17 protein-coding genes are annotated in these 12654 nt (G+C 73.5%); 7 read left to right on the forward strand and 10 right to left on the reverse strand.

The window, feature by feature from the left end:
• Positions 1–105 precede the first annotated feature (105 nt).
• From GA0070214_RS04765 to GA0070214_RS04775, 3 genes are all read right to left on the reverse strand, one after another.
• A complete protein-coding gene (locus GA0070214_RS04765; protein WP_091259344.1) occupies positions 106–507 on the reverse strand; it encodes a hypothetical protein in 402 nt (133 codons plus the stop codon).
• Between the two features lie 183 nt (positions 508–690).
• On the reverse strand, positions 691–2364 hold the full coding sequence (locus tag GA0070214_RS04770; RefSeq protein WP_091259346.1) for a Na+/H+ antiporter: 1674 nt from the start codon (positions 2362–2364) through the stop codon (positions 691–693).
• 59 nt (positions 2365–2423) lie between these two features.
• Positions 2424–2834: a DUF6223 family protein gene (locus tag GA0070214_RS04775; RefSeq protein ID WP_091259348.1), complete on the reverse strand. Its 411-nt coding sequence runs from the start codon at positions 2832–2834 to the stop codon at positions 2424–2426.
• 219 nt (positions 2835–3053) lie between these two features.
• Here GA0070214_RS04775 and GA0070214_RS04780 point away from each other — a divergent pair, with 219 nt between their 5' ends.
• The gene (locus tag GA0070214_RS04780) at positions 3054–4169 is read left to right on the forward strand and encodes a sensor histidine kinase (protein WP_091259350.1); all 1116 of its coding nucleotides are present in this window, start codon (positions 3054–3056) and stop codon (positions 4167–4169) included.
• On the forward strand, positions 4166–4828 hold the full coding sequence (locus GA0070214_RS04785) for a response regulator (RefSeq protein WP_091259353.1): 663 nt from the start codon (positions 4166–4168) through the stop codon (positions 4826–4828). Before GA0070214_RS04780 ends, GA0070214_RS04785 begins: the two co-directional genes overlap by 4 nt.
• Before the next feature lie 15 nt (positions 4829–4843).
• Here the strand turns inward: GA0070214_RS04785 and GA0070214_RS04790 are convergent, their stop codons facing one another.
• Complete coding sequence (locus tag GA0070214_RS04790; protein WP_091259355.1) at positions 4844–5341, reverse strand: YcxB family protein; 498 nt, start codon at positions 5339–5341, stop codon at positions 4844–4846.
• A 213-nt stretch (positions 5342–5554) separates the two neighbouring features.
• Between GA0070214_RS04790 and GA0070214_RS31730 the strand changes: the two genes are divergently transcribed.
• Complete coding sequence (locus tag GA0070214_RS31730; protein WP_167364193.1) at positions 5555–5716, forward strand: hypothetical protein; 162 nt, start codon at positions 5555–5557, stop codon at positions 5714–5716.
• A 234-nt stretch (positions 5717–5950) separates the two neighbouring features.
• On the forward strand, positions 5951–7174 hold the full coding sequence (locus GA0070214_RS04795) for a PucR family transcriptional regulator (protein ID WP_091259900.1): 1224 nt from the start codon (positions 5951–5953) through the stop codon (positions 7172–7174).
• 4 nt (positions 7175–7178) lie between these two features.
• Here the strand turns inward: GA0070214_RS04795 and GA0070214_RS04800 are convergent, their stop codons facing one another.
• A complete protein-coding gene (locus GA0070214_RS04800; protein WP_091259357.1) occupies positions 7179–7409 on the reverse strand; it encodes a cation:proton antiporter regulatory subunit in 231 nt (76 codons plus the stop codon).
• A gap of 54 nt (positions 7410–7463) precedes the next feature.
• Complete coding sequence (locus GA0070214_RS04805; protein WP_091259903.1) at positions 7464–7688, reverse strand: hypothetical protein; 225 nt, start codon at positions 7686–7688, stop codon at positions 7464–7466.
• 497 nt (positions 7689–8185) lie between these two features.
• On the opposite strand from GA0070214_RS04805, the gene GA0070214_RS04810 reads away from it, so the two are divergent.
• The 3 genes from GA0070214_RS04810 (at position 8186) to GA0070214_RS04820 (ending at position 9896) form a co-directional block, all read left to right on the forward strand.
• The gene (locus tag GA0070214_RS04810) at positions 8186–9001 is read left to right on the forward strand and encodes a rod shape-determining protein (protein WP_091259359.1); all 816 of its coding nucleotides are present in this window, start codon (positions 8186–8188) and stop codon (positions 8999–9001) included.
• A 32-nt stretch (positions 9002–9033) separates the two neighbouring features.
• Positions 9034–9342: a TraR/DksA family transcriptional regulator gene (locus GA0070214_RS04815; RefSeq protein ID WP_091259361.1), complete on the forward strand. Its 309-nt coding sequence runs from the start codon at positions 9034–9036 to the stop codon at positions 9340–9342.
• 146 nt (positions 9343–9488) lie between these two features.
• Complete coding sequence (locus tag GA0070214_RS04820; RefSeq protein ID WP_091259363.1) at positions 9489–9896, forward strand: VOC family protein; 408 nt, start codon at positions 9489–9491, stop codon at positions 9894–9896.
• Positions 9897–9945: 49 nt separating this feature from the next.
• Here GA0070214_RS04820 and GA0070214_RS04825 read toward each other — a convergent pair whose 3' ends face one another.
• From GA0070214_RS04825 to GA0070214_RS04835, 4 genes are all read right to left on the reverse strand, one after another.
• Positions 9946–10866, reverse strand: coding sequence for a LysR family transcriptional regulator (locus GA0070214_RS04825; protein ID WP_091259365.1), 921 nt, complete (start codon positions 10864–10866; stop codon positions 9946–9948).
• 52 nt (positions 10867–10918) lie between these two features.
• A complete protein-coding gene (locus tag GA0070214_RS04830) occupies positions 10919–11944 on the reverse strand; it encodes a YeiH family protein (RefSeq protein WP_244167543.1) in 1026 nt (341 codons plus the stop codon).
• The gene (locus tag GA0070214_RS31340) at positions 11928–12218 is read right to left on the reverse strand and encodes a hypothetical protein (protein WP_139141745.1); all 291 of its coding nucleotides are present in this window, start codon (positions 12216–12218) and stop codon (positions 11928–11930) included. Before GA0070214_RS31340 ends, GA0070214_RS04830 begins: the two co-directional genes overlap by 17 nt.
• A gap of 79 nt (positions 12219–12297) precedes the next feature.
• Positions 12298–12636: a rhodanese-like domain-containing protein gene (locus tag GA0070214_RS04835; RefSeq protein ID WP_091259367.1), complete on the reverse strand. Its 339-nt coding sequence runs from the start codon at positions 12634–12636 to the stop codon at positions 12298–12300.
• Between the last annotated feature and the right edge of the window lie 18 nt (positions 12637–12654).

Consider the following 12654-nt stretch of genomic DNA (forward strand, 5'->3'; position numbering starts at 1 on the left):
TGGAGCGTTGACGGTGCGAGGGGGAGGCACGGCAGCACAGTACCAACGAGATCGACTGAAAGAAATCCTTCCATGCCCAACCCGGAGCTGGCAGTTCTTGCCGGCTCAGCCGCAGTTGCCCCAGCTGGACCGGCCGGCGCCCTGCCAGCTGGTGCCGTACAGGACCTCGCCGCGGTACATCACGCACTTGTCGGCGGCGGAGCGCTGGATCGCGGCGTAGTACTTGAAGTTCCCGGAGTCCTCGACCCAGGAGCCGCCCTCGACCCGGATGCCCGCGGAGACTCCGGTCGTCGAGCCGACGGCGACCCGCTTGAGGGTGGCGACGCAGTTGTATCCGCTCGCGCCGTTGTACATGAGGTAGACGTCGCCCACCTTGGTGCCGTCCGGCGCGTACATCGACCGGTGGCCGTCGTCGGCGTAGGCCCACGAGCCACCGAAGTCGTTGTTGCACGCCTGTGCCGCGGTGAACGGATTCGTCGCCGCCTGCGCGGGCGACGCGAGAGTCACCGCGGCAACGGTCGCGGCGAGAGTCGCAATGGCCAGTCGTCGCGCTGATCCGCGCACGCGTCCCTCCAGGTGCTCCGGCGCGGAGACCGCGCATGAGCCCCCATGATCCCACAGTGGACGGACCACAAGATCACCGGCCGGCGCCTTGCCGTTGGCACTGCGGCAAAGGCCCTCCTGGGCATCTCACGGCATGCGGGCGGGCAGGCGTAGCTCTTCGAGGTCCAGTTCGCGTTCGAGGACGCGCAGCCCCTCGTCCGGCAGTTGGCCGGCGTCCCGCCACCGCAGCAGCTCCTCGCGCTGGGCATCGATCGCGGTCCGGCGGATGCGCAACGCCGCCTCGTACTGCGGCGAGACCGGCACCCCGGACAGGTCGGCCGACTGGAGCAGGTCGAGTCGGCCGCGGTAGCGGGTCAGCCGGCTGTGCAGTTGCGCGCGCATCGACTCGACGGCGTCGGCGTACTCCGGTTCCTCGGCGGCGACCTCCGCGAGCCGGGCCAGGGCGGCCTCGACGGATGCCGACCGTGCTTCGTTGCGGACACGGACCTGATCGGCCTCGTCGGCACGCAGGCCCAACGCACGCACCAGCGGCGCGAACGTGAGCCCCTGACCGACAAGCGTCACGAGCACGACGACGAAGGCGCAGAACAGCAGGAGATCCCGGTCCGGGAACGGCGCTCCGCTCTCGGTCACCACCGGCAGGGTGAAGATCGCGGCGAGGCTGATGACGCCGCGGGTGCCGGACCAGCTGAGCGCGACAACCTCGCGACCGGTCAGCCGCCGGGCGTTGCGTGCCTCCCACACGGCGCGGCGGGCGGAGCCGGGCGTGTCGTCGTCGTACTCGGAGGCACCGCCCAGGCGGGTGTGCATCCAGCGAGGCAGCAGCTGGTTCACGACCAGCCACAACGGGCGCAGAAGCAGCACCACACCGACCGAGACGGCCACCGCGATGACGATCGTGGAGGTCTCGTACTGCCGCAGCCCCTGCACGACCTTGGGCAGCTGCTGGCCGATCAGCAGGAAGACGAACCCCTCGAGAAGGAAGTCGACCAGCCGCCACACCGCGCTGGTCTGGAGCCGGCTGGCGCCGGAGGCGAGCCGGGGCGTGTGATGCCCGACGATCAGCCCGGCGACCACCACCGCGAGGACGCCGGAGACGTGCAACTCCTCGCCGAGCAGAAAGGCCACGAACGGGGTGGCGAGCGAGACCGCGTTGGACAGCAGCGGATCCCTGGTCAACGGCCGCGCCAGGCGCACGGCCCACGCGACCACGGTGCCCACCACGATCCCGCCGGCCGCCGCGAGAACGAACTGCCCGGCGGCCGCGGCGAAGGAGAAGGTGCCGCTGACGGCCGCGGTCACCGCCACGCTGAGGATCGTCAACGCGGTGGCGTCGTTGAGCAGCCCCTCACCCTGGATGATGGTGACCAGCTTCGGTGGCAGATTCACCCGCCGGCCCACCGCGAGCGCCGCCACCGGGTCGGGAGGCGCGACGGCCGCGCCGACCGCGACACCCGCGGCCAGGGTCGCCCCGGCGACGAACAGGTGGAACCCCACCCCGATGGCCAACGCGGTCACGAGCACCAGGACCACGGACAGGCTGACCACGATCCGCATGTTCTTGCGGATCGCCAGCAGTGACGAGTCAAGCGCCGCGCTGTAGAGCAGCGGTGGCAGAACGATGGTCAGCACGATGTGCGGGTCCAGCGTGATGTTCGGTCCCGGGAGGAGCGCGTAGAGGATGCCGATCAGCGTCAGGAGCGCTGCCGAGGGCAGGCCGGTGCGCGAGGCCAGCCACCGCGCGAAGACGATGACCGCGACGGCCGCCAGGACGAACAACAACAGGCTTTCGGGACTCACCTGGTCATTCTCCCCTGACGGCCCCGGACACCCGTTCGGGACTCGTCGCGGTCAGCAGGTCAGACGGTGCGGCGGGAGCGGGCCAGGGCGAGCCAGCCCAGGACCGCGGCGATCAGGCCGATCGCCAGGGCCGCGAAGCCACCGACGATCCCGTAGCCGGTGCCGGGACCACCCTCGGCGGCGGCAACCACCAGCCCGCCGGTGACCATGCCGGCCAGCCCGGCCACCAGGGCCACCAGGGCGCCTCGTCGACCGGCGCCGTTGCCGACCCGGCCCGCGGAACGGGCCAGAGCCAGCACACCGACGACCACGCCGGCCAGCGCCACCAGTGCGGCCGCGGTGCCCACGAGTCGCCCGGTGGTCAGGGTGTAGGGATCGACGGCGGCCGAGGCGCGCGCAGCCGCCGGTGTGGCCGGGCCGCCCTCCCCGAGCAGGGCGGCAGCGGCGGCGAACAGGTGACGGGTGGACATGAGGCGCTCCTTCTGCTCCGACGACCGGGACGGCTCTGATCCTGTTCGCCGGCCCCACCACCTGTCGTCCTGCCGACGTGGACACTTCACGCTGCCGCCAGCGGCGCATCCGGCTGCCACGGATGTCGCAGAACGCGGCACGCTACCGCGGCGGCGGTAGCCGGCCGATCGTCCGCGCGCAGGAGTCGCCCGGGGCGCACGGCCAGCTAGGGTGCGCGCATGGGCAGGGAACGGATCCGGATCGGCGACTGGGCGATCGCCGGCGGCGTGGCGGCGATCCTGCTGGTCACCGGGCTGTCCGGGCAGCGCTCGGCCGGCGACCTCGACCTCCTCGGGTACGCGCTGCTGGCGGCCGGAGGCCTGGCGCTGGCCGCGCGCCGCCGCGCTCCGGTTCCCGTTCTGGCCGTCACCGGGCTGTGCGCGGTGGGTCACCAGGCGGCCGGCTTCGACGTGCCGGCCGTCGCGTACCTGATCGCGGTGTACGGCGCCGTGCGGGCGGGACACCGTACGGTCACGGTGGTGGCCAGCGTGGCCATGCTGGCCACGCTCCCCCTCGCGGCGATGGCCTCGGGCCTGCACGACACGGGCGAGGCGTTCGCGCAGGCCCGCGGCGCCCTCGAGCTGGCCTGGGTGATCGCCGCCGGAGCGGCGGGTGAGGCGCTGCGACAGGCCGAGCGCCGGGCGGACGAGGCCGAGCGCACGCGCGAGGAGACCGCGCGCCGCCGCGCCGACGAGGAGCGGCTGCACATCGCGCGGGAGCTGCACGATTCGCTCACGCACCAGATCTCCGTCATCAAGGTGCAGGCCGAGGTGGCCGTCCACCTGGCCCAGAAGCGGGGTGAACAGGTGCCGGAGGCCCTGCTGGCGATCCGGGAGGCCGGTCGTGAGGCGGCCCGGGAACTGCGCGCGACCCTGGAGGCGCTGCGCGACGACGACAAGAACCCCCCGCGTGGGCTCGCCCAGGTTCCGGATCTGGTGCAACGGGCCCGGACGACCGGCCTGGACGCGACGCTGACGATCGAGGGACGCCGGAACGACCTGCCGGCCGCGGTGGACCGGACCGCGTACCGGATCGTCCAGGAGTCGCTGACCAACGTCGCGCGTCACGCCGCGGCCGCCACCGCCTGGGTCCGGATCGACTACCGGCCCGACGCCCTGCTCATCCGGGTCGACGACGACGGCGGAGCCACGTCGGACACCGCGCCGGTGCCCGGCGTCGGGTTGCTCGGGATGCACGAACGGGTCACCGCCCTCGGCGGTCACCTGACGGCGGCGCCGCGCCGCGAGGGCGGCTTCACCGTCCAGGCCGAACTTCCCGTGGACCAGCTCTCGTGATCCGTGTCCTGCTGGCCGACGACCAGCCGCTCATTCGCAGCGGATTCCGCGCGCTCCTCGACATCGAGGACGACATCGAGGTGGTGGCCGAGGCCGCCGACGGCAGCGAGGCCGTGGCGCTGGCCCGGGAGCACCTGCCGGACATCGCGCTCGTCGACATCCAGATGCCGGTCGTCGACGGCATCGAGGCGACCCGGCGCATCGCCGCGGATCCGACCCTGGCCGGGGTGCACGTCGTCATCCTGACCAACTACGGCCTGGACGAGTACGTCTTCCACGCGCTGCGCGCCGGCGCGGCCGGATTCCTCGTCAAGGACATCCAGCCGGAGGACTTCCTGCACTCCGTACGCGTCGCCGCCCGCGGCGACGCCCTGCTGGCGCCGTCGATCACCCGCAGGCTGATCCACCGCTACGTCACCCAGCCACTCCGCACCGGCGCCGAAGCGGTGCTGGACGAGTTGACCAATCGCGAACGCGAGGCCGTCGCCCTGCTCGCGGAGGGCCTGTCCAACGACCAGATCGCCGACCGCATGGTGATCAGCCCGATGACCGCGAAGACCCACATCAACCGAGCCATGACCAAGCTCCACGCCCGCGACCGCGCCCAGCTCGTGGTCCTCGCCTACGAATCCGGCCTGGTGGCCCCGCGCAGCTCCTGACCGGACCGCACGGGTTCACCGCTGCCGGAGCAGTCCACGCCCGGCCATGTGGGCGCGCAACGTCTCGGCGTCCTCGGCGGACATCAGGCGGCGCGGGATCACGGTCGCCGGCATCCGGCCGACGTACACGATCCAGAACTCCGGGGTGTCCCGCACCTCGGCGACCCCGTCCCAGGCGATGCCGCCGGACTCCGAGCCGCTGCGCATCATGATGTTGTCGTCGGTGATGTCGTAGGCGCCCTCGACCGCGTAGCGGCTGGAGCGGCGCCGGGCGCGCCACCGCACCCAGGGCGCGTACAGCATCGACAGCAGGCCGCCCGCGACCAGCGCCAGGCACAGCGGCGAGATCCGGTCGCCCCACGCGAACGCCCGCGAGACGGCGAAGCCGATCACCCCGACCGCCGCCAGCACCGCGCCGATGTAGCCGTACCTGCGTAGCCGAACGCTGCTGAGCGCAGCGGCGACGCGGCCCGGGTAGGCGGGGTCGGCTGGGACGTCGAAACGGATGTGCACGCCAGAACGATAGTGCCCCCGGCGTCCGTCACCGCCACCGAAGCCCGTGTTGCGAGCTGCCGCTTTGATGGGGGTGTCAGCGTCAGCGACCCACGGCCGGGCCAGGCCGGACGCACCGGAGGTGCCGTGACCCCAGAACCGACCTACCAGCCGAGACACGGGTACAACCCCTTCCCTCCGGAGCAGCGAGGGCGTCGGATCCGGTGGCGGACCGTGACCCTTGGCCTGTTCGCGCTGATCGGGCTCGGAACCTGGTGGCTGGAGGCACGGACGGGCTGGGACATGGAGGTCGCCCTGGGCGTCGTGGCCATCCCGTACTGGACGGTGGTCACGGTGATCTGGCGGCGCCACGGACCGGAGATGCCCGGCCTCTAGACGCCGGAAGGCCTGACCCGGGCGCTGCGCCGCGTCGGCGGCGAGTTCCCTTTGTGAGCGACGGGCGGCCAGACCGGGGCAGCGCGGGAAGGCGCCGAATGGACCGGCGCGACGGTCGCCGCCCTGCTGCTGGCGGTGGGCCTCTCCCGGGACTCCCTTCGGCGCCATGCCCGCGGCCATAGGCTGGATGCTTCGGGTCGGAGTTCGATGCCGGCCCCGCCCGGGGAGACCGCGATGACCGAGAGCGCCCGCCGACCGGCTCCGGCCGGGGCCCCCGGCGATGACGGGTGGCTGGCCGAGGTGGCCCGGGAGGCCAGCGCCGATGCCGGCGGCGTACCGGTGGAGTTGCTCGGCGACTACCTCCGGCTGTTGACGGAAGCGGCGGTGACCGGCCGCCGGCCGCGCCGAGGCGAACTCGACGCGGTGGGGGCGCTCGGCCGACGCGCCGCCGAGCAGGGCGTGTCCGCGGGGCGCGCGGTCCGCCTCTACCTGGCCGCGGCACGGCGGCTCTGGCGGCACCTGCCCCACCTGGACCGTTCCACCGACAGCGAGACGGTGCGCGCGGCGGCGGACGCCGTGCTCCACGTGGTCGACACCGCCGTGGCCACTCTCGCCGAGGGCTATGCGGCCGCCCGGCGGGAACTGGTCCGTCGCGAGGAGACGCTGCGCCGGGAACTCGTCGACGACCTGCTGCGTGGTGACTCCGACCTCGGTGGGTTGGTGGAGCGGGCCGAGCCGTTCGGGCTGGATCTGGCCCGGGTGCACCAGGTTGCGCTCGCCGCACCGGGTCATCGGCTGCCGGACACCGAGGCGGCGATCAGCGCGCTGGAGCGGGTCATCTTCGACCGGTTGGGTGACCGGGACGTGCTGGTGGCCACCAAGGAGGGACTGCTCGTGGTGATCGCCCCGGCGGACCCGGCGCCGCCCGACCGTGGCGAGGGCGGGCCGGTGACAGCTCTGGGGCGGATGATGCACGGTGAGTTGGACCGCCTGGTGCGGGGGCGGCCGTGGCAGGTGGCGGTGGGCCGCCCGCACCCGGGTGTGTACGGGATCGCCCGCTCCTACGAGGAGGCCCGCGAGGCCCTGACCACGGCGCGGCGCCTGCACGCCGGCACGCCGGTGATCGACGCACACGACCTGCTCATCTACCGCGTCCTGCTGCGGGACCAGGCGGCCATGGTGGACCTCGTGCAGGCGGTGCTGACACCGCTGAGCCAGGCCCGGGGCGGCGCCGAGCCGCTGCTGGACACGTTGCACGAGTACTTCGCGTGCGGCGAGGTCGCCACGGAGGCAGCCCGCCGCCTGCACGTCTCGGTGCGGACGGTCACCTACCGGCTGGACCGGATCCGGGCGCTGAGCGGCTACGACCCCGCCGATCCCCGGGACAGGTTCACCCTGCACGCCGCCGTGCTCGGCGCGCGGGCGCTGGACTGGCCGCGCCGGCCGTTGCCGGCGTAGCGGGTCACGCCTGGACGGCGACCAGTTCCGGGAAGCCGAGCAGGGCGGCCAGGGCGTTGGCCTCGTCACGGGTCAGGGTGAGGCTGACCACGCCGTCGGGATCATCGGGGTCGTCGTGGACGACGTCTCGGCGGTCGCCCGCCTGATACTCCACGATGCCGATCCGGCGGCCCTGCCGGGTCGTGAAGATGTGCCGTACTCCGATGCCGGGCAGCGTCGTGCGTTCGATGTTCACAGGGGAGGCTCCTTGCGGGACGGCTGCCCAGGGCCGGCCGGGAGCGGGTCGGCGCTACGGCAACGCGGTGGACGGTCGAGCGGCTCTCCCGACGGCCGGCGGCGCCCGATCGGCCGACCAGGCGGGAACGCAGCCCGCGATGGCGCGGTTCAGCCGGACCACGATGCACATGCCGAGCGCGCAGCCGGCACGAACCGCCGCGACGACAACCGCCAGCACGGCCAGCATCGACAGCGCGAGGGGCCGCTCGACGCCGACGGGGCGCTGATGGCTGCGCATGCGGCCAACCATAGCCGCCGGACACCGGCCCGAGGCCCGACACCGGAACATCGCGGGAGGGCAGGATCGCCACTGCCACCAGCGGTGACGGCGGCCGGACGGCACGCGACGGTGTTCTCCGACGACCGGCAACCAAACGGGCTCTTGTTGGCCGGCCGCGCGCAATGCCAACCCGCTGCTTCCGGGCGACGCTGGAGGTCCGACGCGTACCCGAACGGAGGAGGCGGTGATGATGACCCGCACGGTGGCTGCCCCGCCCGCGCTCGCCGGTTGTCCGCCGCTGTCCCGGCTCGGACCGGCCCGGAGTCCAGGTCCGGCCGGCGGCGGCCCCGCCTCCGGTACCGGGCCGGTCGCCGCACCACCGGCGCACCGCCGACGCCCCTGAGCCCCGGCGAGCCGGCGCCGTCGAGCGCACCGGCCTGACGGCCGGCCACCAGCCCATCGCACCCCGCCCCGTCCATCGGACGGCGGTGTCTCGCAACCTGGAAGAGGTCGGTATGTCCGGCGACGTCACATCCGCTCACCCCTCGGCGCGTACCGGGATCCTGGTCGGCCGGTCCCACACCACCCGCCCGGTGGTGGCCGTCGGTCCCGAGCCGCTGGCCGTGGACCTCGGCAGCGCCCAGCTTCGAATCTGGCTGGGATCCGGCGGGGTGTTGAGCGTCCCGGTCGGCCAGGACCTGCGGGCACCGGTCGTGCGCCGCGGCCGGGTCGTCGACGGCCCGGGCTGTGCGACCGAACTGCGGCGGCTCCTGCGCGACCACCGCACCCCGGTGCCGGTGGGGGCGCTCGTCGTGGCCTGCCGTCCGGTGCACGCCACCCCGGCCGACCAGGAGGCGACCCGTCGCGTGCTCAACGCGGTACTCGCGCCGTCCCGGCTGCTCTTCGTCGACAGCGTGCGCGCGGGCGCCATCGGTGCCGGCGCCGCCGCCGGCACCCTGCTGCTCGCCGACATCGGCGCCCAGCTCACCGAGGTGGCGCTGCTGGAGCAGGGTCGGGTGGTCGCCGCCCGGCGCGCCGAGGTCGGCACCCGCGACCTGAACCACGCGATCACTGCCGCCATGCTGGCCGACACCACGACCCGGCTGGTCCGCGAGCTGCGACAGGAGCCGGCGGTGCGGCCGCTGGTCCGCACCGCCCTGGCCCGGGGCCTGGTGGTGGTCGGGGACGGAGCGACCCGACCCGACCTGACCGCCCGGCTGGTCGCCGCGCTGGGAGCGACCGTGCACCGCGCCGCGTCACCGCGCACCGCCGCGGTGACCGGCGCCGGTATGGCCGCCGTCGCGGCGACCCGGCATCCCGCGGGCGACTGAAACCCGCCCTCGTCCAGAAAGGATCACCGACCATGACGCACACCCTCGACGACCGCACCGAGAGGCTGCGCGAGCTGCTGGAACGTCAGTTCGGCGAGCACACCGACCAGCTCACGGAACTCACCCTCCAGTCCCGGCAGCGTGACCACGGCGGCCACGACCCGGACACCCTGCGGCGGCTTGTCGAGGCGGCCCAGCGAGGCGTCGCCGACACCGCCCAGGCGCTGAGACGGATGTCCGAGGGCACCTACGGCGTCTGCGACGGCTGCGGCCAGGACATCCCGACGGCCCGGCTGGAAGCGCTGCCCTCGGCCCGCCACTGCGTACCGTGCCGGAGCTGACCGGACGCCTCGGGCCGGTCGGCCGGCGACAGTGAGCAGAGCCTTCGCCCGCACCGCGGCCGGCATCGGTCGCGGTGCGGGGGTAGCGTCGGCGACATCGGCATCCGCCACCTGTTCCCCGTCCTTCAGCCAAGGGGGTTCGCGCCATGACCGGAAGCCACGGGCACGCCAGCGTCCGCTACCTGGTCGACGACGTCGCGGCGGCCGTCGACTTCTACACCACCCACCTCGACTTCCAGGTGGGCGCCGACGCCGCGCCCGCGTTCGCCGAGGTGATCCGCGGCCCCCTGCGACTGCTGCTGTCCGGGCCCGCCAGCTCAGGTGCCCGAGCCACCCCCGAGGACGCCGCCGCCCCCGGCCGCAACCGCATCCACCTCATCGTCGACGATCTGGCCGCCGAGATCGAACGGCACCGGGCAGCCGGCCTGCCGTTCCGCAGCGAGCTCGTCGCCGGCCCGGGCGGGCAGCAGATCCTGCTCGCCGACCCCGCGGGCAACCTGATCGAACTGTTCCAACCGGCCGGTCAGGCGGTCGCTGCGACCGCCGCACCGTGACCGCCGGGCCGCCGGCGAATCCTGCGGACCGCGAGCGAAGATCTCTCGGTCAGTCGGCGGAAGCAGCGGCGGCGATCGTCACGAGCTCCGCTCCGAGGTCGGTCGGGGTGCGGCCCAGCCAGAGGGCGTGCAGCGGGCGGGTCAGGAGGAGGCCCTCGACCCGAAGCTCGACCAGTTCTCCCGCCGCGACGGCGGGCGCGGCTGCGCGCGCGCTGATCACACCGATGCCCCCGCCGGCGCGGGCCGTGGAGAGGATCGTGGTGGTCGAGCCGAGGCTGATGGCATGCGGCAACGACGGCGCGAAGCCGAGGGCGTGCTCGATCGCCGTCAGGAACGTGTCGCGGGTGCCGGAGCCCGGTTCTCTCAGCAACAGTGGCTGATCGGCGAGGTCGGTGGGCCGTAGTGCGCGCCAGGCGTGCGCGGCGAGGGGATAGCCGGCGGCGACGACCAGGGCCAGCCGGTCGTCGCCCACGATGCGGGCGGTCAGGTCGGCGGGTATGTCGGGTGACTCGACGAACCCGAGGTCCGCTGCACCCGACCGGACGGCCTCGACGACGCCGTGGCTGTTCGCCACGCCGGCCGAGATGGCCAGCTCGGGATGCGTCCGGCGCAGGCTCAGCAGCCAGGCCGGCAGCAGGTACTCGGCCACGGTGAGGCTCGCCGAGACGCGCAGCCGGGCCTGCCGGTCGGCGCGCAGCGCCAGAACTCCGTCGGCGAGGGTCTGCGCGGAGTCGATGACGATGCGCGACCAGGCGACGACCGCCTCGCCGGCGGGCGTGAGAAGGCTCCCGCGCCGCGAACGCACCAGCAGGGGTACGCCGAGCCGTCGCTCCAGCTTCGCCAGTCGCGCGCTGGCGCTGGGCTGGGTGATCCCGTGCGCCTGCGCCGCGCGCCCGACGCTTCCCGTCTCGGCGACGGACAGCAGCAGGTCGAGCGCCGGCAGATCGCTTATCCAGGACGGCAGTGGCATCCCGCGCAGTCTGTCACAGGCGCTACGGCGGGCCGGCTCGTTCCGCACCTCGTCATCGGGCCAGCAGGTACTGCAGGCCCAGGCTGGTCGAACTGACCGCGGCCCAGAGGATCAGGCCGAGCAGCAGCGGCCGGGCACCGGCGCGGCGGAGCGCGGCCACGTCCGTGGAGAGGCCGACGCCGGCGAGGGCGACCGCGATGAACAGCAGTGCCACGTGGTGCAGTGCGGCCTGGGCGGCGACGGGGATCAGTCCAGCGGTGTTCAGCGCCGCCACGGCCAGGAATGCGACAAGGAACCAGGGCACGAGGGAGGCGGCGAGCCGGGCCTTCGACGTCTCCGGCAGGTCTGCGCGGCGGCGGTTCAGGGTGGTGAGGACGAGGACGACCGGGATGATCATCAGGGCGCGAACGAGCTTGACGACCACGGCGTACCGGACGGCGTCCTGGCCGTACACGCCCGCGGCGGCCACCACCGAACTGGTGTCGTTGACGGCGGTGCCCGCGAAGAGCCCGAACGCGTGCGCGCTCAATTCCAACACGTGCCCGAGCGGCGGAAAGACCAGCACGGCGGCCACATTGAAGAGGAAGATCGTCGAGATCGCGTACGCCACGTCGTTGCTCCTCGCCCGGATCGCCGGTGTCGCGGCGGCGATGGCGGAGGCGCCGCAGATGCCGGTGCCGACGCCGATCAGCGTGCGCAGATCGCGGGGCACGCCGAGCCGCCGGCCCACCAGCCAGGCCAGCAGCAGACACACCCCGAGGCTGCCCAGCATCACCGGCAACGACTCCGCGCCCACCGACAGCACCTGCCTGAGCGACAGCTGAGCGCCGAGAAACACGACCGACAGCTGCAGCACCAGGCCCTTGGCCAGGTGCAGCCCCGGCGCCATGGCCGGGGACCGGCGCCGCGCCAGCGGGCTCAGCACCACCCCGCCGACAACGGCGAACACGGGTGCACCGACCACGGGGACCAGCGTGCCGGCAACCGTCGCGGCCAGTCCCAGCAGCACCGCCGCGCCCAGCCCGGTGGCCGTGCCCGGTGCGCGGCGACGGCAGGGTACGTCAGCAGGAACGATCACCGTTCCAGGCTTCGCGCGCGCGGCGCGCTCCGGTAGGGATCATTCCCGGACGACCGTTATAGCCGATGCCTATGACGCCGGAGCCCGCGGCGCTCGTCGCGGCGGTGGGTGGCTCTTCGAAGGTGAGCCGGTCGCTGCGGCGCGGCATCAGCAGCAGTGCGCCAGCCCGAGGACCGCGAGCACGGCAGCGCTCGTCCAGGGCGACCAGGCCGGCGCTGAGCATGATCGCGGCGAGCACCGGGCCGCGATCGGAACGAAAGCTGACGCTCGTCACGGTCGGGTCGACATCCGCCGGCCCCGCACCGCTGCCGGATCGCGCGGGGAGGTCGCGCGTACGACCTCCCCGCGCGTGCTCAGCGGGTGAGCGCGCCGGACTCGGTGGGCAGGCCCGCGCTCACCCAGTCCTCGATGCCCTCGGCGTACTTGCGGACGTCCGTGTAGCCGAGCGCCGTGAGGCGGTCGGCCACCCGGCCGCTGTTCGGGCAGGCCGGGTTGGAGCAGTAGGTGACGACGGGCGCGTTCCGGTCCGGCAACAGCTCGCCGGCCCGGTCGGCCACGTCGGCCTCGACCAGCGGGATGGCGCCGGGCAGGTGCTGCCGGGCGTAGTACTCGCCGCCGAGAGCGTCGACGACCGTGACGGTCCCGGCGTCGATGGCGGTACGCAGCTCCTCGCGGGTGATGCGGGCAGTCATGACAACCTCCAGAGAAGT

The organism is Micromonospora chaiyaphumensis (genome assembly GCF_900091435.1).
GTDB lineage: Bacteria > Actinomycetota > Actinomycetes > Mycobacteriales > Micromonosporaceae > Micromonospora > Micromonospora chaiyaphumensis.

Coding starts and splice junctions, on each gene's coding strand:
- GA0070214_RS04805 (WP_091259903.1), bottom strand. CDS start 7,688: ATGCGCAGCCATCAGCGCCCCGTCGGCGTCGAGCGGCCCCTCGCGCTG.
- GA0070214_RS04825 (WP_091259365.1), bottom strand. CDS start 10,866: ATGCCACTGCCGTCCTGGATAAGCGATCTGCCGGCGCTCGACCTGCTG.
- GA0070214_RS04810 (WP_091259359.1), top strand. CDS start 8,186: ATGTCCGGCGACGTCACATCCGCTCACCCCTCGGCGCGTACCGGGATC.
- GA0070214_RS04780 (WP_091259350.1), top strand. CDS start 3,054: ATGGGCAGGGAACGGATCCGGATCGGCGACTGGGCGATCGCCGGCGGC.
- GA0070214_RS04820 (WP_091259363.1), top strand. CDS start 9,489: ATGACCGGAAGCCACGGGCACGCCAGCGTCCGCTACCTGGTCGACGAC.
- GA0070214_RS04815 (WP_091259361.1), top strand. CDS start 9,034: ATGACGCACACCCTCGACGACCGCACCGAGAGGCTGCGCGAGCTGCTG.
- GA0070214_RS04775 (WP_091259348.1), bottom strand. CDS start 2,834: ATGTCCACCCGTCACCTGTTCGCCGCCGCTGCCGCCCTGCTCGGGGAG.
- GA0070214_RS04835 (WP_091259367.1), bottom strand. CDS start 12,636: ATGACTGCCCGCATCACCCGCGAGGAGCTGCGTACCGCCATCGACGCC.
- GA0070214_RS04795 (WP_091259900.1), top strand. CDS start 5,951: ATGACCGAGAGCGCCCGCCGACCGGCTCCGGCCGGGGCCCCCGGCGAT.